Annotated in this window: 26 protein-coding genes; 19 read left to right on the plus strand and 7 right to left on the minus strand. The window is 39.6% G+C overall.

What is annotated here, in order from left to right; all coding sequences use genetic code 11:
- Positions 1 to 101: 101 nt before the first annotated feature.
- The gene (locus AB3G38_RS11920) at positions 102 to 1679 is read right to left on the minus strand and encodes a L,D-transpeptidase family protein (protein WP_367868690.1); all 1578 of its coding nucleotides are present in this window, start codon (positions 1677 to 1679) and stop codon (positions 102 to 104) included.
- 281 nt (positions 1680 to 1960) lie between these two features.
- Here AB3G38_RS11920 and hisG point away from each other — a divergent pair, with 281 nt between their 5' ends.
- From hisG to AB3G38_RS11965, 9 genes are all read left to right on the plus strand, one after another.
- Positions 1961 to 2812, plus strand: coding sequence for an ATP phosphoribosyltransferase (gene hisG, locus AB3G38_RS11925; protein ID WP_367868691.1), 852 nt, complete (start codon positions 1961 to 1963; stop codon positions 2810 to 2812).
- A gap of 152 nt (positions 2813 to 2964) precedes the next feature.
- Complete coding sequence (hisD, locus tag AB3G38_RS11930) at positions 2965 to 4263, plus strand: histidinol dehydrogenase (RefSeq protein ID WP_367868692.1); 1299 nt, start codon at positions 2965 to 2967, stop codon at positions 4261 to 4263.
- Positions 4253 to 5299, plus strand: a complete 1047-nt coding sequence (gene hisC / locus AB3G38_RS11935) for a histidinol-phosphate transaminase (protein ID WP_367868693.1) — start codon at positions 4253 to 4255, stop codon at positions 5297 to 5299. Before hisD ends, hisC begins: the two co-directional genes overlap by 11 nt.
- A 2-nt stretch (positions 5300 to 5301) precedes the next feature.
- On the plus strand, positions 5302 to 6435 hold the full coding sequence (hisB, locus tag AB3G38_RS11940; protein ID WP_367868694.1) for a bifunctional histidinol-phosphatase/imidazoleglycerol-phosphate dehydratase HisB: 1134 nt from the start codon (positions 5302 to 5304) through the stop codon (positions 6433 to 6435).
- Position 6436: 1 nt separating this feature from the next.
- Entirely contained in the window at positions 6437 to 7030 is a 594-nt protein-coding gene (hisH, locus tag AB3G38_RS11945) for an imidazole glycerol phosphate synthase subunit HisH (RefSeq protein ID WP_367868695.1), read from the plus strand.
- Position 7031: 1 nt separating this feature from the next.
- Entirely contained in the window at positions 7032 to 7781 is a 750-nt protein-coding gene (gene hisA, locus AB3G38_RS11950; RefSeq protein ID WP_367868696.1) for a 1-(5-phosphoribosyl)-5-[(5-phosphoribosylamino)methylideneamino]imidazole-4-carboxamide isomerase, read from the plus strand.
- 3 nt (positions 7782 to 7784) lie between these two features.
- Entirely contained in the window at positions 7785 to 8540 is a 756-nt protein-coding gene (hisF, locus tag AB3G38_RS11955) for an imidazole glycerol phosphate synthase subunit HisF (protein WP_367868697.1), read from the plus strand.
- Positions 8537 to 9124 (plus strand): bifunctional phosphoribosyl-AMP cyclohydrolase/phosphoribosyl-ATP diphosphatase HisIE, encoded by a 588-nt coding sequence (hisIE, locus tag AB3G38_RS11960; protein WP_367868698.1) that lies wholly within the window; start codon positions 8537 to 8539, stop codon positions 9122 to 9124. The genes hisF and hisIE overlap by 4 nt, the downstream gene beginning before the upstream one ends.
- Before the next feature lie 2 nt (positions 9125 to 9126).
- Entirely contained in the window at positions 9127 to 10026 is a 900-nt protein-coding gene (locus AB3G38_RS11965; RefSeq protein ID WP_367868699.1) for a WD40 repeat domain-containing protein, read from the plus strand.
- Here the strand turns inward: AB3G38_RS11965 and AB3G38_RS11970 are convergent.
- Positions 10021 to 10803, minus strand: a complete 783-nt coding sequence (locus AB3G38_RS11970; RefSeq protein WP_367868700.1) for a C40 family peptidase — start codon at positions 10801 to 10803, stop codon at positions 10021 to 10023. The two genes, AB3G38_RS11965 and AB3G38_RS11970, sit on opposite strands and share 6 nt — an antisense overlap.
- 109 nt (positions 10804 to 10912) lie before the next feature.
- Here AB3G38_RS11970 and AB3G38_RS11975 point away from each other — a divergent pair, with 109 nt between their 5' ends.
- Positions 10913 to 11362, plus strand: coding sequence for a universal stress protein (locus AB3G38_RS11975; protein ID WP_367868701.1), 450 nt, complete (start codon positions 10913 to 10915; stop codon positions 11360 to 11362).
- A gap of 77 nt (positions 11363 to 11439) precedes the next feature.
- Here AB3G38_RS11975 and AB3G38_RS11980 read toward each other — a convergent pair whose 3' ends face one another.
- A complete protein-coding gene (locus AB3G38_RS11980) occupies positions 11440 to 11790 on the minus strand; it encodes a 4Fe-4S dicluster domain-containing protein (RefSeq protein WP_183869472.1) in 351 nt (116 codons plus the stop codon).
- Between the two features lie 77 nt (positions 11791 to 11867).
- On the opposite strand from AB3G38_RS11980, the gene AB3G38_RS11985 reads away from it, so the two are divergent.
- The 9 genes from AB3G38_RS11985 (at position 11868) to AB3G38_RS12025 (ending at position 19846) form a co-directional block, all read left to right on the plus strand.
- A complete protein-coding gene (locus AB3G38_RS11985; protein ID WP_367868702.1) occupies positions 11868 to 12887 on the plus strand; it encodes an acyl-CoA reductase in 1020 nt (339 codons plus the stop codon).
- A 63-nt stretch (positions 12888 to 12950) separates the two neighbouring features.
- Complete coding sequence (locus tag AB3G38_RS11990; RefSeq protein WP_068395172.1) at positions 12951 to 13154, plus strand: fructose-6-phosphate aldolase; 204 nt, start codon at positions 12951 to 12953, stop codon at positions 13152 to 13154.
- Positions 13155 to 13157: 3 nt separating this feature from the next.
- On the plus strand, positions 13158 to 13841 hold the full coding sequence (locus AB3G38_RS11995; RefSeq protein ID WP_068395170.1) for a cell division ATP-binding protein FtsE: 684 nt from the start codon (positions 13158 to 13160) through the stop codon (positions 13839 to 13841).
- Positions 13842 to 13988: 147 nt separating this feature from the next.
- A complete protein-coding gene (locus AB3G38_RS12000; protein ID WP_111633717.1) occupies positions 13989 to 14567 on the plus strand; it encodes a nucleotide exchange factor GrpE in 579 nt (192 codons plus the stop codon).
- A gap of 2 nt (positions 14568 to 14569) precedes the next feature.
- Positions 14570 to 15745 (plus strand): molecular chaperone DnaJ, encoded by a 1176-nt coding sequence (dnaJ, locus tag AB3G38_RS12005; protein WP_367868703.1) that lies wholly within the window; start codon positions 14570 to 14572, stop codon positions 15743 to 15745.
- 106 nt (positions 15746 to 15851) lie between these two features.
- Positions 15852 to 16595 (plus strand): DUF72 domain-containing protein, encoded by a 744-nt coding sequence (locus AB3G38_RS12010; protein ID WP_367868704.1) that lies wholly within the window; start codon positions 15852 to 15854, stop codon positions 16593 to 16595.
- A 60-nt stretch (positions 16596 to 16655) separates the two neighbouring features.
- Positions 16656 to 17561 (plus strand): ABC transporter ATP-binding protein, encoded by a 906-nt coding sequence (locus AB3G38_RS12015; RefSeq protein WP_367868705.1) that lies wholly within the window; start codon positions 16656 to 16658, stop codon positions 17559 to 17561.
- A gap of 1 nt (position 17562) precedes the next feature.
- Positions 17563 to 18894: an ABC transporter permease gene (locus AB3G38_RS12020; RefSeq protein ID WP_367868706.1), complete on the plus strand. Its 1332-nt coding sequence runs from the start codon at positions 17563 to 17565 to the stop codon at positions 18892 to 18894.
- 22 nt (positions 18895 to 18916) lie between these two features.
- Positions 18917 to 19846 carry an exopolyphosphatase gene (locus tag AB3G38_RS12025; protein ID WP_367868707.1) on the plus strand — a complete coding sequence of 310 codons (930 nt, stop codon included), beginning with the start codon at positions 18917 to 18919 and terminating at the stop codon, positions 19844 to 19846.
- Here AB3G38_RS12025 and AB3G38_RS12030 read toward each other — a convergent pair.
- From AB3G38_RS12030 to iscX, 4 genes are all read right to left on the minus strand, one after another.
- Positions 19822 to 20391 carry a nucleoside triphosphate pyrophosphatase gene (locus AB3G38_RS12030; protein WP_367868708.1) on the minus strand — a complete coding sequence of 190 codons (570 nt, stop codon included), beginning with the start codon at positions 20389 to 20391 and terminating at the stop codon, positions 19822 to 19824. The genes AB3G38_RS12025 and AB3G38_RS12030 overlap by 25 nt on opposite strands.
- 101 nt (positions 20392 to 20492) lie before the next feature.
- Positions 20493 to 20894 carry a hypothetical protein gene (locus AB3G38_RS12035; protein WP_367868709.1) on the minus strand — a complete coding sequence of 134 codons (402 nt, stop codon included), beginning with the start codon at positions 20892 to 20894 and terminating at the stop codon, positions 20493 to 20495.
- Positions 20895 to 20957: 63 nt separating this feature from the next.
- On the minus strand, positions 20958 to 21485 hold the full coding sequence (locus tag AB3G38_RS12040) for a KdsC family phosphatase (RefSeq protein ID WP_367868710.1): 528 nt from the start codon (positions 21483 to 21485) through the stop codon (positions 20958 to 20960).
- Complete coding sequence (gene iscX, locus AB3G38_RS12045) at positions 21486 to 21728, minus strand: Fe-S cluster assembly protein IscX (protein WP_183869483.1); 243 nt, start codon at positions 21726 to 21728, stop codon at positions 21486 to 21488.
- Between the last annotated feature and the right edge of the window lie 14 nt (positions 21729 to 21742).

A 21742-nucleotide genomic window follows, 5' to 3' on the forward strand; every position in this document is an offset into this window, starting at 1 on the left:
TTTCAAAAGAATTAGAATTTAACTCAACAAGAATTGCTGCCCTGGTCTGGTTCGTGTTGGCCCGATATAAAATCAGGCCTTTACTCACTCAAATTAAATTTTTACAGGTATTTTTTCATTGCAGCATACAATGCATCATCCAGCCCGTAAACATCATTGCGATATTCGATTTTTCCGTTTTCGGCCCAGGCAGTTTTATAATTAATAAACACAGAAATATTTTTCCTGGTTCCAAACCATTTCGGTTTCAATTGAAATACATTTAAAGTATCTGCTTTTTTCGCCAGTTTTTTTCTGTAAACACCCATTTTCGTGGTATCTACTGGTGGCAGGTTGACTTCCATCCTTAACTGATCATATTCAGCATTACTATTTACCATCTTCTGTGCAAACTCCAAAGGTCTTTCCAAGCGTACACAACCATGGCTGATTGCCCGGCTGGCCGAATTAAACGCTGATTTATTATTGGTATCATGCAAATAAATACTCGCACCATTATCAAACATAAATTTGAACTTACCCAGTGCATTTCCTGAACCTGAACCCTGTTTAAATTGGAAAGGAAGATTTTCTCTGGAATATTTTTCCCATTGAATAGTATCAGTATCATTGACCAGTTTACCTTTGTAATAAACCTTCATATTATTATTTGATAAATAATAGGGATCTCTTCTGGCCTGGTTATAAATTTCATTCTTGGCAATGCTTACCGGGATATTCCAGACAGGATTCACCTCAATTGCACTAAACTTACTTAACAGGATTGGGGTCTGATGATTTTTAGGTTTATCATCCAGGGCATGTGTCTTTGAATAGATTTTCTGCTTTTCTTCAAAAGCTTTTTCCCTTCTGGCACCTACACAAACCTTCATATGGGTTACAGTATCCTGCTCTTTAAACCAGGTCAGTGAAAAATCAGGAATATTAACTTCCACGTATTCCGAACTTAATCCGGGGATTTTCCATCTGGATCTTTCCATATTCACTTCAATAGCTTTAATAGCTACCGCATTACGGGATGGATCTTTTTCAAGGCTGGCCAGAGCTGCTTGTAATACTTTATAATTTTCACCAGCAGGCTGAATATCTTTTAATAGTTTCACCAGACTTTTTGTCTCCAGAACCTTATTCATTGCGCTGCTGTCTGGTCTGCTGGTTGTGACATAATATCTGTTTAATACTTTTTTTGGATTGATACTCCCGTAACCAATAAAAGTATCATATTTCAGTAAAGAAGAAGCTGAAAAAAGTTCCAGATCAGCCAGTACAGGATATACTTCGCTGATATTTTTAAATTTATTAGCTGTTAAAGCAACCAAAGCCTGATCCAGATCTTTATATCTGAATATTTCAGGATTCAATCCATGTACTTTACTGTTTTCCAGGTAACTTTTCAGGGTATCTAATTCCCCATTGCTATAAAAACGGGAAACCAGCAAATTTTTACGCTCATTATCCGCATAAAAATTACTGATTACTTTAGGATTACTTAATTTAGACTTTAAGGAATCAAGGTGATGGTTAAACACTACATGATAGGCTGCGGTATCAAAATCTTTATAAAGTTTATTCTTAAAATGTTCTGATAAGATAACTCCAATCTCTGGTGTGGTTTTAAACCAGTTGCAGGACGATAAAAAGAGGCAAAGGGGTAAAATAAGGGCTAGTGCTTTTTTCAAAATGAGCGTTCTTTAATTAAATTCAGCTTCGTTGTTATGCTGTATCATATATCAATCAAATAAAATGCCATATATTTTTGATTTGTCAATTCTATCTATATATTTGTGCCACTCAGTGTGCAACGCATTATTGAATAGAGACATATATTTATGATGAACAATATTTTGAACCACCACTTACATTTGTACCATCGCCAGTTATGGCGATAGATATGTAATGTTTTGTACTTCAAAACTTGTTTCCGAATTATTTTCCTGTTTCATTCAATAATTTCAATCAATTGAAAACACTTAAAATTGCTATCCAGAAATCTGGAAGGCTAAACGAAAAATCCGTAGAGATTCTTAAAAATTGTGGTCTATCATTCGAAAACTACAAAAGCTCCCTCATATCAACTGTTACAAATTTCCCTTTAGAAATTCTATTTCTGAGAGACGATGACATTCCGGAATATGTTCAGGATGGCATTGCCGATCTGGGTATTGTTGGCGAAAATGTAATCACAGAAGTTAACGCCGATGTGACCTATCTTCAAAAATTAGGCTTCGGAAAATGTACCCTTAAAATTGCTGTTCCAAATGAAAGCGACATCACTGATATAAGCGGACTGGAAGGTAAAGCGATTGCTACTTCTTATCCTGTAATTCTTCAGAAATACCTGGATGACAATAAGGTAAATGCAGTTGTCCGTACGATTTCAGGATCGGTAGAAATTGGCCCGGGTCTTGGATTAAGCGATGCAATCTGCGACATTGTTTCTACAGGCGGAACACTTAAAAGCAATGGTCTGAAACCTTTCGGTGAAGTGATGAAATCTGAAGCTGTACTGATTGCCAGTAAAGGCATGGAGCTGAATGAAGATGTCATTGAATTATTGCAAAGAATCCGTTCGGTATTGCGCGCAAAGGAGACAAAATATGTGGTACTGAATGTTGCCAAATCAAATCTTGAAAAGGTTGTAAGCCTGCTTCCGGGAGTTAAAAGCCCTACGATTGTGCCTCTTTTTGAAGAAGACTGGGTAGCAGTTCACTCGGTTATCGCAGAGCAGGATTTCTGGGAAAAGATCAACAGCCTGAAAGCTGCTGGTGCTGAAGGAATTGTGGTGATGCCGATAGAAAAGATCATCTCCTAAGCCACGCTTTTAATCCATTTTCGTCTTTTAACGTTAGCCATTAGTTAACACAAAAGCATAAAACATTGAACCCTGCATGAGCTTACAGCTACCAAACAACAATGAACAAGCTCATGCAAGCTTCATCACCATTGAAAAAAAATATTTAACTGATGAAACGCTATAAGTATACTGATTTATCTGAACAGCATATTGAAGAACTCTGTTTGAGACAACTAGCTGATGATGCGAGTATTGCAGAAAGGGTAAAAGAGATCATTGCACAGGTGAAAGCAGATGGAGATAAAGCCCTGAAGAATTACGCCTTACAATTTGACAAGGTAAACCTGGATCAGCTTTTCATCGAAAAAGAAGAGATCGGGAAGATTGCCTCGACTATTCCTGCTGAAGCAAAGACTGCGATTGATACGGCTTATGCCAACATCAAAAAGTTCCATGCAGCGCAGCTTTATCAAGAAGCTAAAGTTGAAACTATGCCGGGAGTTTCCTGCTGGCGCGAGTCCAGGGCAATAGAACGGGTAGGCTTATATATTCCAGGTGGAACAGCCGTTTTACCCAGCACTTTTTTAATGCTGGCTACACCAGCAACTTTGGCAGGCTGTCAGGAAATTGTGGTTTGCTCCCCTCCGCAAAAGGACGGAAAGACCAACTGTTACCTGGCTTACTGTGCACAGCTTCTGGGCATAGAAAAGATCTATCTGGCAGGTGGTGCACAGGCTATCGCAGCGATGGCTTTCGGCACAGCAACCGTACCTAAAGTTTACAAGATTTTTGGCCCTGGAAACCGTTATGTGACCCAGGCAAAACAGCAGGTACTGGCTTCAGGAATCACCGCAATTGACATGCCTGCAGGTCCTTCAGAAGTATTGGTTTTTGCCGATGAAACTGCCAATCCTGCTTTTGTCGCTTCTGATCTTTTAGCACAGGCAGAACATGGGACTGATAGTCAGGCCATCCTGGTTTCTACATCAGAAACAATTATTACTGAAACCCTGAGTCAAATCGAAATACAGCTGAATGATTTACCAAGAAAGGACATTGCTGCGCAGGCTATTGCCAATTCTTATGCTGTACTGGTAGCGGATAAAGCTCAGGCCATGGCTTTCAGTAATACTTATGCACCTGAACACTTAATTCTGGCTACAGCATCCTTTCAGGAACTGATCCCGCTGATCATCAACGCAGGTTCTGTATTTCTGGGTAACCTGACTCCTGAAAGTGCCGGGGATTATGCTTCAGGCACAAACCATACTTTACCAACCAGTGGTTTCGCCAAAGCCTATTCAGGTGTTTCAATTGATTCTTTTATCAAAAAAATTACTTTTCAGCAGATCAGCCCGGAAGGCTTGAAAGCCATTGGCCCGACTGTAGAAATCCTTGCGGCCGCTGAAGGGCTTCAGGCACACAAAAATGCAATCACCATTCGTTTAAAATCATCAGATGGATATTAAAAACCTACAACGCGAAAACATCAAAACCCTTCGCCCCTATTCTACAGCAAGAGACGAGTATAAAGGACAGGCGAGTGTGTTTTTAGATGCAAATGAAAATAGTTACGGCTCACCATTACCAGAAAACTTTAACCGTTATCCTGATCCTTTACAACTGGATTTGAAAGATGCACTGAGTAAAATAAAAGGTGTTCCGATTGAAAATACTTTCCTTGGAAATGGCAGCGATGAGGCTATAGATCTTTTATTCCGTGCTTTTTGTAATCCGGGAAAAGACAACGTCATCATCCTTCCGCCTACTTACGGGATGTATGAGGTTTCTGCCAACATTAATGATGTAGAAATCCGTAAGGTAAATTTATTGCCAAATTTCCAGTTGGATCTGGAAGGAATAGCAGAGGCGATTGATGCAAATACAAAACTGATCTTTATCTGCTCTCCTAACAACCCTACCGGAAATTCAATCATCCGAACGGATATAGAAACTATTCTGGCCAATTTTAAAGGCCTGGTTGTGATTGATGAGGCTTATATCAATTTTGCAAAACAACGTACCTTCATACAGGAATTAACTGAATACCCGCACCTTGTGGTTTTACAGACTTTTTCTAAAGCCTGGGGACTGGCAGGATTACGTTTGGGAATGGCTTTTGCATCCAGCATGATCATTGACATTCTGAACAAAGTCAAAGCACCTTACAATATCAGTCAGTCTACGCAGGACCTGGCTTTGGCTGCCCTTGCGAATATCGGGCAGGTAAACGACTGGATCAAGACTACAGTAGCAGAAAGGGAACATTTAGCCCAATTACTATTGGATTTACCAATGGTCAACAAGGTTTACCCTTCTGATGCCAACTTTATCCTGGTCGAAGTAACCGATGCAAATGGTACTTATGATGCTTTGGTAGACCGTGGCATTATTGTACGTAACCGTGCAAAAGTTACCCTTTGTGAGGGCTGTTTAAGAATTACTGTAGGTACTCCTTCAGAAAATGAAATACTATTATCCGCTTTAAAATCGTTAACTAATTAAGCATGAAGAAGATACTTTTCATAGACCGTGACGGCACACTGATCACTGAACCAGAGGATGAACAAATAGATTCATTTTCAAAGCTTAAATTTTATCCGAAATCGTTGTATTATATGGCTAAAATAGCCGCAGAACTGGATTTCGAATTAGTTATGGTAACTAATCAGGATGGCCTGGGTACTGATGCTCATCCCGAGCCGAACTTCTGGCCAGTACATAATTTTATTCTGGATACTTTTGAAGGTGAAGGGGTAGTTTTTTCTGAGGTTATTATCGATAAAACTTTTGCACATGAAAATGCACCTACCCGCAAGCCAAATACAGGTTTGTTACAGCATTTTCTGACTGGCGAATATGATCTGGCAGGTTCTTTTGTGATTGGCGACCGGATTAATGATGTTGTGCTGGCTAAAAACCTGGGTGCAAAAGCAATCTGGTTAAGGAACAATGATTTATTAGGATCGGCAGAAATGCTGGATAAAGCAGAGACTTTGACGGAAGTAATTGCCTTGCAAACCCAGAACTGGGTAGATATCTACACTTTTCTAAGTGCAGGAAGCAGACAATTTCACCATATCAGAAAGACAAATGAAACGGATATAGAAATTGAAATCAATCTGGACGGGACAGGAAAAGCGAAGATAGAGACAGGGTTGAATTTCTTTAACCATATGCTCGATCAAATTGCGCGTCATGGAGCAATAGATTTAAATATCAGTGCCAAAGGTGATTTACATATTGATGAGCACCATACTGTTGAAGATACCGGAATTGCATTGGGTGAGGCTTTTGCCAAAGCTATAGGCAATAAACTGGGACTGGAACGTTATGGGTTCTGTTTACCGATGGATGACTGCCTGGCGCAGGTAGCTATTGATTTTGGAGGCAGGAACTGGATTGTATGGGACGCGGAATTTAAAAGAGAAAAAGTAGGTGATGTACCAACAGAAATGTTTTATCATTTTTTCAAGTCTTTCAGTGATGCAGCAAAATGTAACCTCAATATTAAGGCTGAAGGAGACAACGAACACCATAAAATTGAAGCTATCTTTAAGGCTTTCGCAAAAGCGATTAAAATGGCTATCAAAAGAGATGCTGAAAAATTAGTTTTACCGAGTACCAAAGGAATGTTATAAAATGATAGGAATCGTTAATTACGGTGCAGGAAATATCTTTTCCCTGACTTCTGCTTTATCCAGACTGGGACTCAGTTATGGAATGATTAATACGGAGCATGATTTTGATCAGTATTCTCATGTGATCATTCCAGGTGTTGGGCATGCAGGGGCTGCAATGGAAAAACTGAACCAAACCGGACTGGTAGAGTCCATCAGACAGCTCAAAAAACCTGTCTTGGGAATTTGTGTAGGGATGCAGCTGCTTACGGCACATTCGCAGGAAGGTGATGCTCAGCTGATGAATATTATACCACTGGAAACGAAACTATTTGATAAAGATCTGGGTATTAAAATTCCTCACATGGGATGGAATAATATAGAGATTAAAAACAATTTACTATTCGAAGGTGTTGAAAATCAGACACAATTTTACTTTGTGCATTCGTACTTTATTGAATATAACGCTATTTTTGAAATAGCGACGGCTACATATGGCCTGCAATATTCGGCAGCAATACAAAAAGACAATTTTTACGGGGTACAATTCCACCCTGAAAAATCGGGCGCCGCAGGCGAACAATTATTATTGAACTTTTCTAACTTAAAACAATAAAATGTACATTATCCCCGCTATAGATATTTTAGATGGTAAAGTTGTCCGCCTCAGAGAAGGTGACTATAACCAGAAGACCGTATATGATGTATCAATTGCTGAAATGATTGAGACTTATAAGTCTAACGGTACTGAATTCATACATATTATTGACCTGAATGGTGCTAAAGGAGATTTTAGTAATCAAACTGAGCTTTTTGATATTATCAAAAAAACGGAGATGCGTGTACAGTACGGCGGCGGTATCCGTACTATTGAGCAGGTGACTAATCTGCTTGATGCAGGTATCCACCGGGTTATTGTTGGCACGCAAGCCATTACCAATCCTGATTTCCTTGCCGAATTAAGTAAAGAAGTAGGTAAAAAATATGATTATGCCAACCGTATCGTCATTGCGATTGATGTACTGGATGAGGTCATCAAATATTCCGGATGGATGGAAAGTTCACCTATCAAATTAATGGATTACGTTGATAAATGTTTACAGTTAGGCTTTTTCAGATTCCTTTGTACTGATATCAATAAGGATGGTAAATTAGGTGGTGCTGCTGTAGATTTATATAAAAAATTACTGGAACATTCTCCGTTTATCAAATTGATCGCATCGGGCGGAATCAGCTCAATGGAAGATATTGAAGAACTGGCGAAGCTTGAAATCAGATCTTGTGTAGTTGGAAAGGCCATTTATGAAAACCGTATTTCTATTGAAGAGATCAAGGAATGGAACCTTAAAGCGCTGACTTCTTTATAATCGATGTTAAGCAAACGTATCATTCCATGTCTGGACGTCAAAGATGGCCGGACAGTCAAAGGCGTTAATTTTGTGGACCTGAAGGATGCCGGAGACCCGGTAGAACTGGCCTGGCAATATGCTCAGCAAGGTGCTGATGAACTGGTATTCCTGGATATTACTGCTACCCATGAGCGTCGTAAAACGATGATTGAAATGGTGAAATCAGTTGCCAGACAGCTCAACATTCCTTTTACCATTGGTGGTGGAATTACAGAGATTGCCGATGCAGAAGCTTTATTGAATGCTGGTGCTGATAAGATCAGCATCAATTCCGCAGCCGTTAAAAATCCGCAGCTCATTGCCGATCTGGCTAAGGTATTTGGCGTTCAGTTCGTAGTAGTTGCAGTAGATACTAAACTGGTTGCAGGCAGGAACATGGTGCATTTGAACGGAGGCCGTTTAATTACAGAGATCGAAACAGAACACTGGATTAAACAGGCAGAGGATTTGGGTGCAGGAGAAATCCTGTTGACTTCCATGGATCATGATGGGACTAAACAGGGTTTCGATTGTAAACTACTGGATAGTATCAGTAAAATGATCAATATCCCGGTGATTGCTTCGGGCGGAGCAGGAAAAATTGAGCACTTCACAGAAGTTTTTACCACAACAGGTGTGGATGCGGCCTTAGCAGCCTCGGTTTTTCATTTCGGTGAAATCCCTATCCCCCACCTGAAAAACGAATTAAAAAAATACAACATACCAGTAAGGTTATGACTATAGATTTTGAGAAAACCGATGGATTGGTTCCTGTAATCATTCAGGATATACAAACATTGGAAGTGTTAATGTTGGGTTATATGAACCAGGAAGCCTGGTCAAAAACACAGCAGGAAGGGAAAGTAACATTTTATTCCCGCTCTAAAAGCCGTTTATGGACTAAAGGAGAAGAAAGCGGTAACTTTTTATATGTAAAAGAGACACATATTGATTGTGATCAAGATACTATCCTGATTAAAGTTACCCCGGTAGGCCCTACTTGTCATACAGGAAGCAGAAGCTGTTTTAAGACTAATTTTAACCAGAATTTCATCTTTGAACTGGAGAAAATTATTCATGACAGATATGATCATCCTACGGAAGAATCTTATGTCAATAAACTTCGCAAAAAAGGATTAAACAAGATTGCGCAGAAAGTTGGAGAAGAAGGTGTGGAGACTGTCATTGCAGCATTAAACGAAACAGATGCTGACTTTGTAAATGAGAGTTCCGATTTAATTTTCCACTTATTAGTCTTATTAAGAGAAAAAGGTAAAACACTGGCTGATATCGGGGTCAACCTGGAAGGCAGACATCGTTAATTATGCTGAAACATTTAAGATCACTTAGCGGTCATCAAAACCCTGTTTATGCCTTAACCAATTCCAGTGAACCAGGTATGTTCTTTACTGGTGGAAATGATAAAGGTGTGGTAGAATGGTCATTGCAAAAGATGTCCTTTTTAAAGGTTTTAATGCCGGTAAAAACCTCTGTTTATAGTCTTCATCAGTACCAAAAGCAGCTTTTTGTTGGCCAGAGAAGTGGTGAGGTCAGTATATTTGACCTGAACAAGCAAATGGTTAAGACAACTTTCCAGGCACATGAAAAACCTGTATTTGATCTGGTAACCATTCCGGAAAAACAGGAATTTTTAACTGCCAGTGAGGATGGTACTGTTGGAGTATGGTCATTGACCGACTGGTCTTTACTTTACCGGATCAGGGTTTCTGCCGATACTGTAAGAGCAATAGCAGTTAGTGAAGATGGTTTGAAAGTTGCTTTTGGTTGTAAAGATGGGGCGGTCCGTATTTATGAGCTGAGTGATTACAGTTTGTTGCATAGCTTACAACAGCATACTTTACCGGTTACCTCTGTTCAGTATTCGCCTGATGGTAAATACTTGATTTCCGGAGGAAGAGACGCACAGTTAAATTTCTGGTCATTGCCGGATTATCAGCTTCAGCATACTATTCCGGCACATTTATTTAGTATTTATGGAATTGCATTTCATCCTTCGCTACCCTATTTTGCTACAGTAAGCCAGGATAAAAGTATCAAACTATGGGGCAGTGATGATTTAAGGTTATACAAAATCCTGAGTATTGAAAAGAGTACGCATGGACATACTCATTCTATCAATAAGCTCATCTGGAGCCCGGATGGTAAATACTTATTGACCACAGGCGATGACAAATTAGTTATGGTGTGGGAATGGGATTTATAAAAATCTTTTAATAATCCTGAGTTTGTGACTATAACGTCCAAGTTCAGGATTATAAATCCCCTGGTCATCTATGGGATCAATTCTTACTTTTCCTGAAGCGTGAATAATCTGATTGGCATTCAGCATCAGCCCTACATGAATAATTTTACCATCGGCATTATCAAAAAAAGCAAGATCTCCGGTTTGTGCTTCCGGCAAAAAGTTAACCGTCTCTCCTTGTTCTGCCTGCTGAGAGGCATCTCTGTGAAGGATAATGCCATATAAAGCAAAAACAGCCTGCACATATCCGGAGCAATCAATACCGAACAAGGTACGGCCTCCCCATAAATAAGGTGCATTCAGATAAAACAGCGCAGCATCAGCAAGCTTTGATCCGATAGCTTGTTGTGAAGGGTCATGAGGTTCAAATAAGACCTGAAATTTCTCTTTACCCAGTTGACAGTACCCATCGCTATAAGCCGGCAAATTACTGGTTGCAGCTAAATAATAAGCACTTCCATCAGCCGCCAGCACCTGATTATGAATTGCTGCCGGTACTAATGCGGTGCGTTGTTTACAGGCTTCGTATTCAGGTTCAGTGAGTATTGCAAGCTGCTTAAAGTCTATCCAGCCCTCATAACCATCATAACCATTACGGATTCGCCACCAGGGTTCTGCTTTTTCCAATACTTCTACGTGATCTCCAAATAATAATTGCGTCGTTATTTCGGCTTTATCGGATGATAATGCTCTTATTGGTGCTACCGCTACCCTGCAAATTGCAAATGTCTGTTCCATAATGAAATCTAGTACTCAAAAGTAAGGATAGCGATTTACAAAACGACAGGATAAACATTTGATTGATAAATTTGTTATACAAGTATTACATTCATTAGCGCCAGAAATTATGAACCTCCAAAAGATATTAATCGCAGTAGATAATAGTACCTGCTCAGAAAAAGCAGCAAAAACAGGCTACGAGCTGGCTAAAACTTTTAATGCCGAGGTCGCCTTAGTCAATATTATTGAACCAATGCCAGCCACGATCAATCAGGATCTTACCTTGGCCCCTGTTTTCCTGGAAAGTTACGATAACAGTGAAGAGAACAGCCATCAGCTGTTGAAAGAGATGGAAGATACTTATGGTAACGGGATTAAAACTACATATTTGAGCGTAGTAGATACTGCAGCACATGGAATTATTCAGCAATCTGACGAATGGGGATCTGATCTGATTGTGATCGGAACTTACGGCAGAACGGGCTTATATCACTTTTTAATGGGAAGTGTAGCTGAGCATGTGGCCAGAAAATCGGCCTGTCCTGTATTGATTATTCCGAATAAGGCAGAGGTATAAAATACACTATACAGCAGAAAAGGGCAAAAAAACACTAATGTGCCCTTTGCCCTTTTCTGTTATATTGAATTAAAGAACTAATCCTCCTGATGTAACCAGGCTTTTTTCTTTAATAGTTCTTCTTCAGTTTCACGGATATCTTCATCGTCCACACAACAATCTACCGGGCACACTGCCGCACACTGAGGTTCATCATGAAACCCTTTACATTCTGTACACTTATCTGAAACGATATAATATACCTCATCAGAAACTGCTTCCTGAGCCGCACCAGCATCCACTTCCTGATCACCAAAATCAATGATACCATTCAAGTTGGTTCCATCAGAAAATCGCCAGGCTGTACCTGCGTCATAAATTGCATTATTTGGGCATTCAGGCTCACATGCTCCGCAATTAATACATTCGTCTGTTATTTTAATAGCCATGTCTTCGTATAAATCTATTTGCTAAAGTTACCTTTGCACTGCAAATATAACATTTATACTTTAAAATTACTTCAAACATGTCAATCCTTACCGCTGAAAAGTTAATTATTGCATTCCATAAACTAAGTGATTTCTTAAATCACCCGGGTGATGAATTTAGTAATACGATCGATTCAGCACCTCATCATAATGCCTGGTTTACTGTGGCTGAAGTACGCAGATCTTTAGCTTCTTTTCAGGAAATGCTGAATCTGCCTGCGCTGGAAAAATGGTTTGAACAAATTACGGTCAGCGAGCATCCTAAAAAAGTAGGTTTGATCCTTGCAGGAAATATTCCACTGGTAGGTTTTCACGATATCTTGTCTGTACTGGCTACAGGAAATATAGCTATGATCAAGCTTTCTTCTTCTGATAGCCAGCTATTACCGGCTTTATTGAAACAACTTATTGAATTTGAGCCGCTTTTGACAGACAGAATTGTCTATGCAGAAAGGTTGAAAGATTTTGACGCGATCATTGCAACCGGAAGTAACAATACTTCCAGATACTTTGATTACTATTTTGGTAAAGTGCCTAATATTATCAGAAAAAACAGAAATAGTATTGCCGTACTGGATGGTCAGGAAAGTATAGCTGAAATCGGACAGTTAGGCCATGATATTTTTGATTACTTCGGACTGGGTTGCAGAAATGTATCTAAAATCTATGTTCCTGAAGATTATGAGATCAAAAACTTCTTTGAACCGCTTGAACAGTATCAGGATATTATCAATCATTTCAAATACAATAATAACTACGATTATAATAAATCTATTTACCTTGTCAATACTGTCCAGCATTTTGACAATGGCTTTTTATTATTAAAAGAAGATGAAGGCTTGTCTTCTCCGCTTGCCGTTTTATACTTTGAGAAGTATAAAAATCTGGATGAGTTAACCGGGAAACTGAAAGGTATACAGGACAATATTCAATGTGTAGTCACCAACACAGCTGTACAACTGGATGTAGCTTCCGTAACTTTTGGACAAAGTCAGCATCCTCAGTTATGGGATTATGCGGATAATGTGAATACGATTAACTTCTTAAATAAGTTATAAGTTTAAGCTACAAATTTAAACAGGCTCTCATTTTATCATTTTGAAACACTATTTTTGAACAAAATGTATGTAATCAAAGTAAAAGGTATTGCCAAAATCCCGGATTACGTCCAGCTGAGGGATGATAAATTCACCTTACTGGCTTATTTCAGGGTAGACCGGCCTGATAAATCTCTGGAAAAATTAGGTCTGGGTGACAAGTTGCCTTATATTATGGATATGGTAAAAGATTTACCATTTGGTCAGATTGCAAAATTAGATATTTAAGACATGGCAGGAAACGCAGTTATAAATTTAAAGAACGTAGATGTATTTCAACAAAAACACCTTGTACTCTCTGATGTTAATCTTAACATAGATAAAGGTGAGTTTGTATTTCTGATCGGACAAACGGGTTCTGGAAAGAGCAGTTTATTGAAAATCATTTATGGTGAACTTCATATCGGTAATGGTGAGGGGGAAATTGCAGGTTTCGACCTTAAAAAACTGGCCGAGCGGGATGTTCCTTATCTGCGCAGAAAGTTAGGAATCGTATTTCAGGATTTCCAATTGTTAACAGACCGTACAATTGAGAAGAATCTTGATTTTGTATTGAAAGCAACTGGCTGGAAAGACAAAAAACTAATTGAAGAACGTATCAAAGATGTACTGGAAAAAGTAGGTCTGCGTTCAAAAATCAGAAAAATGCCACATGAGCTTTCTGGTGGTGAGCAGCAGCGTGTAGTGATTGCGCGTTCGCTATTAAATAATCCGGATATTATCCTTGCAGATGAACCTACAGGGAATTTAGATCCTGAAACCTCCGAAGAAATCGTATTGCTGCTGAAACAAATCAGCCAGAGCGGTACTGCTGTATTAATGGCTACGCATGATTATCATATCATCCGTACCCTGCCTTCCCGTATCATCAAATGTGAAGCAGGTATTGTCCATGATGATGCAACAATTAACTAAGTGTCTGTTCCAAAAAACTGACCATTCCTGACAAAATAATTTCATTTCAGCCATTCTGTACAGTCTTGTTCAAACAAAACTGACAGCATGGCTGATATACTTCATTGGCAAACCTTTTGAGTTTGCATTATAAAATTCTACTATACCATGTTTAGCAAGAAGAAAACAAACGATACAGAAAATCCCATTACGGAAAATACTGCTGAAGAGCAGTTAAACAAAGAGCTTACTGATGACGCGAATGCGGATACTATCACTGAACCTGTAGAGGAAATCTCTGCTGAAGAGCAATTAAAACTTGATAATGCAGCGTTGAATGATAAATATCTTCGCCTTTTTGCTGAGTTTGACAATTTCAAAAGACGTACACAAAAAGAACGTGTTGAGCTTTTACAGACTGCTGGCAAGGATGTAATTATCTCTATGCTTCCAGTACTGGATGATTTTGACCGTGCAAATAAAGCGACTGAAAATGCTACTGATGTGGCTGCAATCCGTGAAGGGATTCAGTTAGTCCATACCAAACTGAAAAGCATTTTAAATCAGAAAGGCTTAAAAGAAATGGAATGTGCCAATACTGTTTTTGACACAGACCTTCATGAAGCAATCACTAAGGTTCCTGCTCCAACTGAAGAGTTGAAAGGAAAAGTTATAGATGAATTAGAAAAAGGATACACTTTAAATGACAAAGTTATACGCTTTGCAAAAGTAGTTGTAGGTAGTTAATTATGAGTAAGAGAGATTATTACGATATCCTTGGTGTAAGTAAAGGTTCTTCTCCGGAAGAGATCAAGAAAGCTTATAGAAAGCTGGCTATAAAGTTCCATCCGGACAAAAATCCTGATGACCATACTGCTGAAGATAAATTTAAGGAAGCTGCTGAGGCTTACGAGATATTAAGCAACCCGGAGAAGAAACAACGTTATGACCATTATGGACATGCTGGTGTTGGCGGAGCTTCTGGTGGCGGCGGCGGCTATGGCGGCGGCGGCATGAACATGGAAGATATATTCAGCCAGTTTGGCGATATCTTTGGTGGCGGTGGCGGCGGTGGCAGTCCTTTCGATAGTTTTTTCGGCGGACAGCAACAACGCAGCAGCGGCAGACGCGTAGCTAAAGGCACTAACCTTCGTATTAAAGTCAAACTTACCCTTGAAGAAATAGCGCATGGCGCAGAGAAAAAAATAAAGGTTAATAAACAGATTGTTTGTAAAACCTGCGATGGTTCGGGAGCTAAGGACAAATCATCTATCAGCACTTGTAAAACCTGTGGTGGCAGTGGTTCTGTTCGCAGAGTAACCAATACCATCTTAGGCCAGATGCAGACTACTTCTACCTGCCCGACTTGTAATGGTGCCGGCTCACAGATTACTTCTAAATGTACCTCATGTCATGGTGAAGGAACAGTTCGTGGCGAGGAAACGATTACCATTAACATTCCTGCGGGTGTAAGTGACGGTATGCAATTGAGCATGAGCGGAAAAGGTAATGCTGCCCCTAATGGTGGTATTCCTGGTGATCTGATCATCCTGATTGAAGAAATCCCTCATGAAACCTTGAAACGTGAAGGAAACAATATCGTTTATGATTTACACTTAAGTATTATTGATGCTGCATTAGGCTACAGCGCCGAAGTACCAACAATTGATGGGAAAGCTAAAATCAAAATCGAACCAGGTACACAAAGCGGAAAGTTATTACGCCTGAAAGCTAAAGGTATTCCTGAAGTGAATTCTTATCACCGTGGTGATCAGATTATCCACGTGAATATCTGGACGCCTAAAGCACTGAGCAGTGAAGAACGGAATATGCTGGAAAAACTACGTGAATCTCCGAATTTCAAACCTCAGCCAGGTAAAAACGATAAGAGTTTCTTTGAAAAAATGAAAGAGTATTTCGAGTAATCAATTCTCTGAATATATTTGAAACAGGCTGTATCTGAATGGATACAGCCTGTTTTTTTATGCAAAAACTTTAGGCTGTAACTGTTGTTTAATCTAAAAAACAGTTATGGATGGAATAGCAACAGCAGACTGGAGAATTGGCTGCTCTGGATTTTATTATAAAGAATGGAAAGAGATCTTCTACCCTGCCGGTCTTCCTCAAAAGGAGTGGTTTAGCTATTATTGCCAGCATTTCAATACGATAGAGATTAATTCTTCCTTTTACAAACAACCTTCTTTAAAAAGCTTTAAAACATGGTATGAAACCAGCCCTGCTGATTTTCTGTTTACGATTAAAGCACCCCGCGCAATTACACATTATAACAAGTTTAATGAGGTAGAAGAATTGGTTACTGACTTTTACGAGGTGATTAATGCTGGCCTTCAGGACAAAATGGGCTGTGTACTGTTCCAAACCCCTCCTTCTTTTACTTATACAGAGGAAAGATTAGCCTTAATATTGAAGAATTTAAACCCGGCTTTTAAGAATGTGGTTGAATTCAGGCATATCAGCTGGTGGAACAATACGGTGATGGACGAGTTTAAAAAACATCACCTGACCTTCAGCGGACTAAGTTATCCTTCGGCCTTGCCAGATGGAGTGGTCTTATTTAATGATCCTGTTTATTACCGTTTTCATGGTAAGCCTGTGCTGTACAAATCACTCTATACCGGGCAGGAAATAATTGCCTTCGCTAAATCTATAATCCAGGGACCTCAGCAAGTATTCGTATATTTCAACAATACCTGGGGCACATCGGCATTAACCAATGCAAAGCAATTGATTGCATTGACAGATAGAAAGCGTTGACGCTGTAACATTTTGTCTGATTTCAGTCTAAAGGGTAACTAAGAACTAAATAAAGACTAAATGCTTAACGTAAATAATATTGTTAAACAATATGCTACGCATCTTGCACTGGACGATGTAAGTCTGAAGGTAGAGCAGGGCAAGATTTTCGGGCTGCTAGGCCCCAACGGTGCGGGCAAAACATCATTGATCAGAATTATCACTCAAATTACCGCACCAGATAGCGGCGAAGTCATCTTTAACGGACAACGCCTCAATTCCTCTCATATTGCAAGGATAGGATACCTCCCGGAGGAGCGTGGTTTATACAAGAAAATGGAGATTGGTGAACAGGTATTGTACCTGGCCAAACTTAAAGGAATGCGTACTGCTGAAGCTACTAAAAAGGTCAGATACTGGTTTGAGAAACTGGAAATGGCGAGTTGGTGGAATAAAAAAGTCGAGGATTTAAGTAAAGGGATGCAGCAAAAGGTACAATTTGTAGCCACTGTACTACATGAGCCTGAATTGATTATTCTGGATGAACCTTTTTCGGGGTTTGATCCGGTCAATGCTGATATTATCAAAAATGAAATCCTGGAATTGAATAAAAAAGGGGCAACTTTTATTTTCTCTACACACCGCATGGAGTCTGTGGAAGAGTTATGTGACAACATCGCCTTGATTCACCGGTCTAAAAAAATCCTGGATGGCTCAGTATCTGATATTAAAGAGCAATACAGGAACAATACGTATTGGGTAGAATATGATGGTGAATATCCTGTTGAACTGGCAACCGGGCTGTTCGAAATACTGCATAAAGAGATACTGCAAGGAAAAATAAGGATTAAGGTACAAATCAGTGCAGGTAAAACTGCCAATCAGCTTTTATCAGCTTTGCTCCCTCTGGTGAATATTCATCGTTTAGATGAAGTGATTCCCACAATGAACGATATTTTTATTGACCAGGTAAAACTAAAGAATTAACATGATGAACAAGATTTTACTCATTATACAAAGAGAATACCTGAGCCGGGTCAGAAAAAAATCGTTTATTGTCATGACGCTATTAACACCGATTATTGTTGCCGGGTTTTATGGCATGATCATTTACTTCTCTATACAAGGGGCTAGTTCGACCAATAACAGGATAGCAGTAGTCAATGACAACAAAACACTGACTGAAAAAATCGCTTCTACTAAAAATACGACCTACGTTTATGTCGGCAAATCATTGACAGCAATGAAGGCCAGCCTTAAGAATGAAAATTATGACTATATTCTTTACCTGCCTGAATTTAGCCTGGACAATCCTTCAGGGATACAGCTTTTAGGGACTAAGCAGGCTGGTTTTTCCATGAACGGGAAGGTAGTTGATGACGTGGAGAATGCGATCAAAATTCAAAAACTTAAAGAAAGCGGTATTGCCCAGGAAGATCTTGATAAATTAAAAGCTACTGTCAACATCGATAACAAAAAGATTAATCAGGCAGGTGAGGAAGAGGATTCCAGTGCTGGTGCGACAACTGTTATCGGTTATGCATCTGGTATCCTGATGTTTACTTTCATTCTGATTTACGGCATCCAGGTGATGCGGGGGGTGATTGAAGAGAAAACAAGCAGAATTATTGAAGTGATGATTTCCTCTGTCAAGCCTTTTCAGCTGATGATGGGAAAAATTATCGGTATAGCTTTGGTAGGCTTAACACAGTTTGTACTCTGGATCTTATTGACAGCAACCATTTCAACTGTAGCTGTTCGGGCTTTTACGGGTGATAAAGAACTACAGAAAAATACGGTTTCTGCCGTAAACGCGAAAACTGGAGCTTCTATAGGAAAACAAGTGGCAGACAATGGCCCGGTGGCCTATATTCAAAAAAGTATGGCCAATCTTGACCTGACTAAAATTCTGCTGGTCTTTATATTCTTTTTCATTGGCGGCTATTTATTCTATAGTTCTCTTTATGCAGCAATTGGTTCGGCTGTAGATAGTGAAACAGAGACGCAGCAGTTTGTGATGCCTATTATGATGCCGCTTACTTTAAGTTATGCCCTATCTTTGAGTGTAGTGGTGAACGATCCTTATGGCCCGCTTGCTTTCTGGCTATCAATGATACCCTTTACTTCTCCGATTGCGATGATGGTCAGGTTACCTTATGGTGTACCCGACTGGCAGCTGGCCTTGTCTATGGGATTATTGATTGCGGGATTTATAGGGACAGTGTGGGTAGCTTCAAGAATATACAGAGTGGGTATATTAATGTATGGCAAAAAGACCAGTTTGAAGGAAATGTTCAAGTGGTTCAGTTACAAGAATTAAAATTACAGTATTAACAAAACGGATGAGAGCAGCGGTTATAGATTTAGGTACGAACACTTTTCACTTAGTGATAGCTGAGCTTACACCTGCGGGTGTGGAGGTCATTTATAAAACTAATTTACCTGTACAATTAGGCCAGGGCAGGATTAATGAGAACCTGATTATACCTGAGGCTTTTGAGCGTGGAATAGAGGCGCTGAAGGGCTTTAAAAAAGAAATAGATGCACAGCAGGTTACTATTGTACGTGCCACTGCAACTTCTGCGGTACGCAGTGCAGGAAATGGAAAAGATTTTGTTGTCGCTGCACTTAGGATAGCGGGTATAGCTATTGAAGTGATCAGTGGTGAGGATGAGGCTGCTTATATATTTAATGGTGTAAAAGCAACAGGCGTAATCAATCAGCAATCGTTGATTATGGACATTGGCGGAGGAAGTACTGAGTTCATTATTTGTAATCAGCACGGCCAGTTATGGAAGAAAAGTTACAATATAGGTGCTGCAAGATTATTACAGGCTTATTTTCATTCTGATCCGATCAGCAGTGAAGACCATTCTGCTATACAAAACCATCTTGATCAGGTGCTCACAGACCTGCTGACCGCCTGCCAGCAATACGAGCCGCAACTGCTGGTTGGTTCAGCGGGTGCGTTTGAAACTTTCGCAGCAATGCTATTGGAAGATATTGACCTGAAAACGATAAGTTCAGCGTCATTTGATATTGACCAGTATCGCATCCTTGCTGAAAGGCTGATTGCTTCTGCACATGCAGAAAGGGTTTTGATGCCAAATCTGATTCCACTCAGAGTAGATATGATTGTCATCGCCGCCATCCTGACCAATTATATCCTGGACAAAACAGGATTAAAAGCAATCAGCTTATCTACATACGATTTAAAAATGGGTGTATTATACCAGATTTGGGCAGATCAGAAGTTTGAAAGCTCTAAGTAGAGTTTTTCTGTTGGTAAGCCCATTACATTGGTATAAGAGCCTTCAATACGTTCTACTGCGATAAAGCCCAGCCAGTCTTGTATACCATAAGAACCTGCTTTATCCAGTGGATTATATTTATTGATGTAATGTTCTATTTCTTCTGTACTGAGTATTCTGAAACGTACTTCTGTTTGATCGAAAAAGGTTTTAAGCTTGTCTTTATAAGCCAGGCTTACTCCGGTATAGACCTGATGACTGGTGCCGGACAGTTTTTCAAGCATCACTTTAGCCTGTACTGCATCTGCTGGCTTACCCAGAATTTCTCCGTTGTATGCGACAATAGTATCAGCAGTAATCACCAGGCTCGTTAAGCGTTCTTCTACGAATGCCATTGCTTTCTTTTCCGATATGTAACAGGCAATTGCTTCTGGAGCCAGGTTTTCAGGATAACTCTCGTCTACATCTTTTAATAACACCTTAAAATCAAGTCCCATCAATTGCATGAGTTCTTGTCTGCGGGGTGATTTAGAGGCCAGAATAAGAGGAGTTGTTTGCTTATACATATTTATATATTTTGGGCAAAAATAATAAAAGCGGCCCAAAGCCGCTTCTATTATTTTTGTTATTTAAGATTCAGTATCAATTCAGCCACTGAATTAAGCAACTACTGATTTTTTGCTGGCTGACCTGCTCCCTGGCCTCCCATTCTGTTTTTCATTGCTGTCCTTCTTTCTTCCAGGAAGGTGTCATAAGCTTTCTTTTGATCGTCAGTTAATACTGCTTTGATCTTTTCGTTATTACTTTGCATCAGCGTCATCATTTTGGTACGCATCTCTTTTCTATCCTCACCAGCTGCTTCACGCGCTTTGTTCATCTGTGTATTCTGATCCAGCAATATATCGTGAATTTTGGTTTGCTGACCGGTAGTCAAAGTTAATTTCTCAGTCAGCTGCGCAGTAGATTTTGTGGCTCTTTCTTCTGGTGTTGCGTTACGGTTACCACCTTGTCCATGTGCAAAAGTTATCACGCTGAATAACATTCCGCAAATCATCAATAATTTCTTCATATCTATTCTTTTTTTTATAGATAGAGTTAAAAGTCAAAGGAAGGTTTAAAATTGCCAGGTAACTTATTTACTGGAATCGACAGCCGAAGGGTTGGCATCAAACCATTTCCCTTGTATTCTCAGGACTTTTTCGATGACGTCTCTCGCTGCTGTCTGACCACCTTTAAAAGGCGAAATATATTCGGAGACAGCTTTGATATCTGAACAGGCATCTGAAGGGCAGGCAGGAATACCGGCCAGCTTCATTACATTCAGGTCAGGAATATCATCTCCCATATACAGGACTTGCCTGGCTTTAATATGATAGATTTCCAGGTAATCGTTGAAGACCTCAACTTTATCAGATACGCCTAAAAATACATCTGGTATGCCCAGACCTTCAAAGCGTTTTTCCATCGCCTGCCCACGGCCTCCGGAAATGATACATACATGGTATCCTTTTTTAACGGCCAGCTGTAAAGCATAGCCGTCTTTAATATTGAAAGTACGCATCAGCTCTCCGGAATCAGTTGCAATGACATCTCCATTGGTTAAAACGCCGTCGACATCAAAAATAAATGTGGTAATTCCTTTAAGCTTTTGCAGTAACATCTAGTCTTGGTTATCTCTCCATTCATAAACCCAGGCAGACTGGATCTGCTCCAGGTGACCTTCATTGCTTTCTTCTCTTGTACCTTTAAAATTAGGTAAGGAAAGAACCCAGTCCACTAATTCAGTAAACCTGATCCTGTAGATTTTAGATTCGTTAAAATCATCACCAAACTTTTCATATAATTCCTGAGCAATATCTTCATGATCCTGCCAGTGAATAGGTAAAGCAAACTTATCCTGCATGTTTTCTTGTTTTA

Origin of the sequence: Pedobacter sp. WC2423 (assembly GCF_040822065.1) — a bacterium.
GTDB lineage: Bacteria > Bacteroidota > Bacteroidia > Sphingobacteriales > Sphingobacteriaceae > Pedobacter.

Coding starts and splice junctions, on each gene's coding strand:
- iscX (WP_183869483.1), bottom strand. CDS start 21,728: ATGCAGGATAAGTTTGCTTTACCTATTCACTGGCAGGATCATGAAGAT.
- AB3G38_RS12025 (WP_367868707.1), top strand. CDS start 18,917: ATGAGAGCAGCGGTTATAGATTTAGGTACGAACACTTTTCACTTAGTG.
- AB3G38_RS11970 (WP_367868700.1), bottom strand. CDS start 10,803: ATGGAACAGACATTTGCAATTTGCAGGGTAGCGGTAGCACCAATAAGA.
- hisIE (WP_367868698.1), top strand. CDS start 8,537: ATGACTATAGATTTTGAGAAAACCGATGGATTGGTTCCTGTAATCATT.
- hisC (WP_367868693.1), top strand. CDS start 4,253: ATGGATATTAAAAACCTACAACGCGAAAACATCAAAACCCTTCGCCCC.
- AB3G38_RS11995 (WP_068395170.1), top strand. CDS start 13,158: ATGGCAGGAAACGCAGTTATAAATTTAAAGAACGTAGATGTATTTCAA.
- AB3G38_RS12030 (WP_367868708.1), bottom strand. CDS start 20,391: ATGTATAAGCAAACAACTCCTCTTATTCTGGCCTCTAAATCACCCCGC.
- AB3G38_RS11990 (WP_068395172.1), top strand. CDS start 12,951: ATGTATGTAATCAAAGTAAAAGGTATTGCCAAAATCCCGGATTACGTC.
- AB3G38_RS11985 (WP_367868702.1), top strand. CDS start 11,868: ATGTCAATCCTTACCGCTGAAAAGTTAATTATTGCATTCCATAAACTA.
- AB3G38_RS12020 (WP_367868706.1), top strand. CDS start 17,563: ATGATGAACAAGATTTTACTCATTATACAAAGAGAATACCTGAGCCGG.
- AB3G38_RS12040 (WP_367868710.1), bottom strand. CDS start 21,485: ATGTTACTGCAAAAGCTTAAAGGAATTACCACATTTATTTTTGATGTC.
- AB3G38_RS12035 (WP_367868709.1), bottom strand. CDS start 20,894: ATGAAGAAATTATTGATGATTTGCGGAATGTTATTCAGCGTGATAACT.
- AB3G38_RS12000 (WP_111633717.1), top strand. CDS start 13,989: ATGTTTAGCAAGAAGAAAACAAACGATACAGAAAATCCCATTACGGAA.
- AB3G38_RS11965 (WP_367868699.1), top strand. CDS start 9,127: ATGCTGAAACATTTAAGATCACTTAGCGGTCATCAAAACCCTGTTTAT.
- AB3G38_RS12010 (WP_367868704.1), top strand. CDS start 15,852: ATGGATGGAATAGCAACAGCAGACTGGAGAATTGGCTGCTCTGGATTT.
- hisH (WP_367868695.1), top strand. CDS start 6,437: ATGATAGGAATCGTTAATTACGGTGCAGGAAATATCTTTTCCCTGACT.
- AB3G38_RS11975 (WP_367868701.1), top strand. CDS start 10,913: ATGAACCTCCAAAAGATATTAATCGCAGTAGATAATAGTACCTGCTCA.
- AB3G38_RS11980 (WP_183869472.1), bottom strand. CDS start 11,790: ATGGCTATTAAAATAACAGACGAATGTATTAATTGCGGAGCATGTGAG.
- dnaJ (WP_367868703.1), top strand. CDS start 14,570: ATGAGTAAGAGAGATTATTACGATATCCTTGGTGTAAGTAAAGGTTCT.
- hisF (WP_367868697.1), top strand. CDS start 7,785: ATGTTAAGCAAACGTATCATTCCATGTCTGGACGTCAAAGATGGCCGG.
- hisB (WP_367868694.1), top strand. CDS start 5,302: ATGAAGAAGATACTTTTCATAGACCGTGACGGCACACTGATCACTGAA.
- hisA (WP_367868696.1), top strand. CDS start 7,032: ATGTACATTATCCCCGCTATAGATATTTTAGATGGTAAAGTTGTCCGC.
- AB3G38_RS12015 (WP_367868705.1), top strand. CDS start 16,656: ATGCTTAACGTAAATAATATTGTTAAACAATATGCTACGCATCTTGCA.
- hisD (WP_367868692.1), top strand. CDS start 2,965: ATGAAACGCTATAAGTATACTGATTTATCTGAACAGCATATTGAAGAA.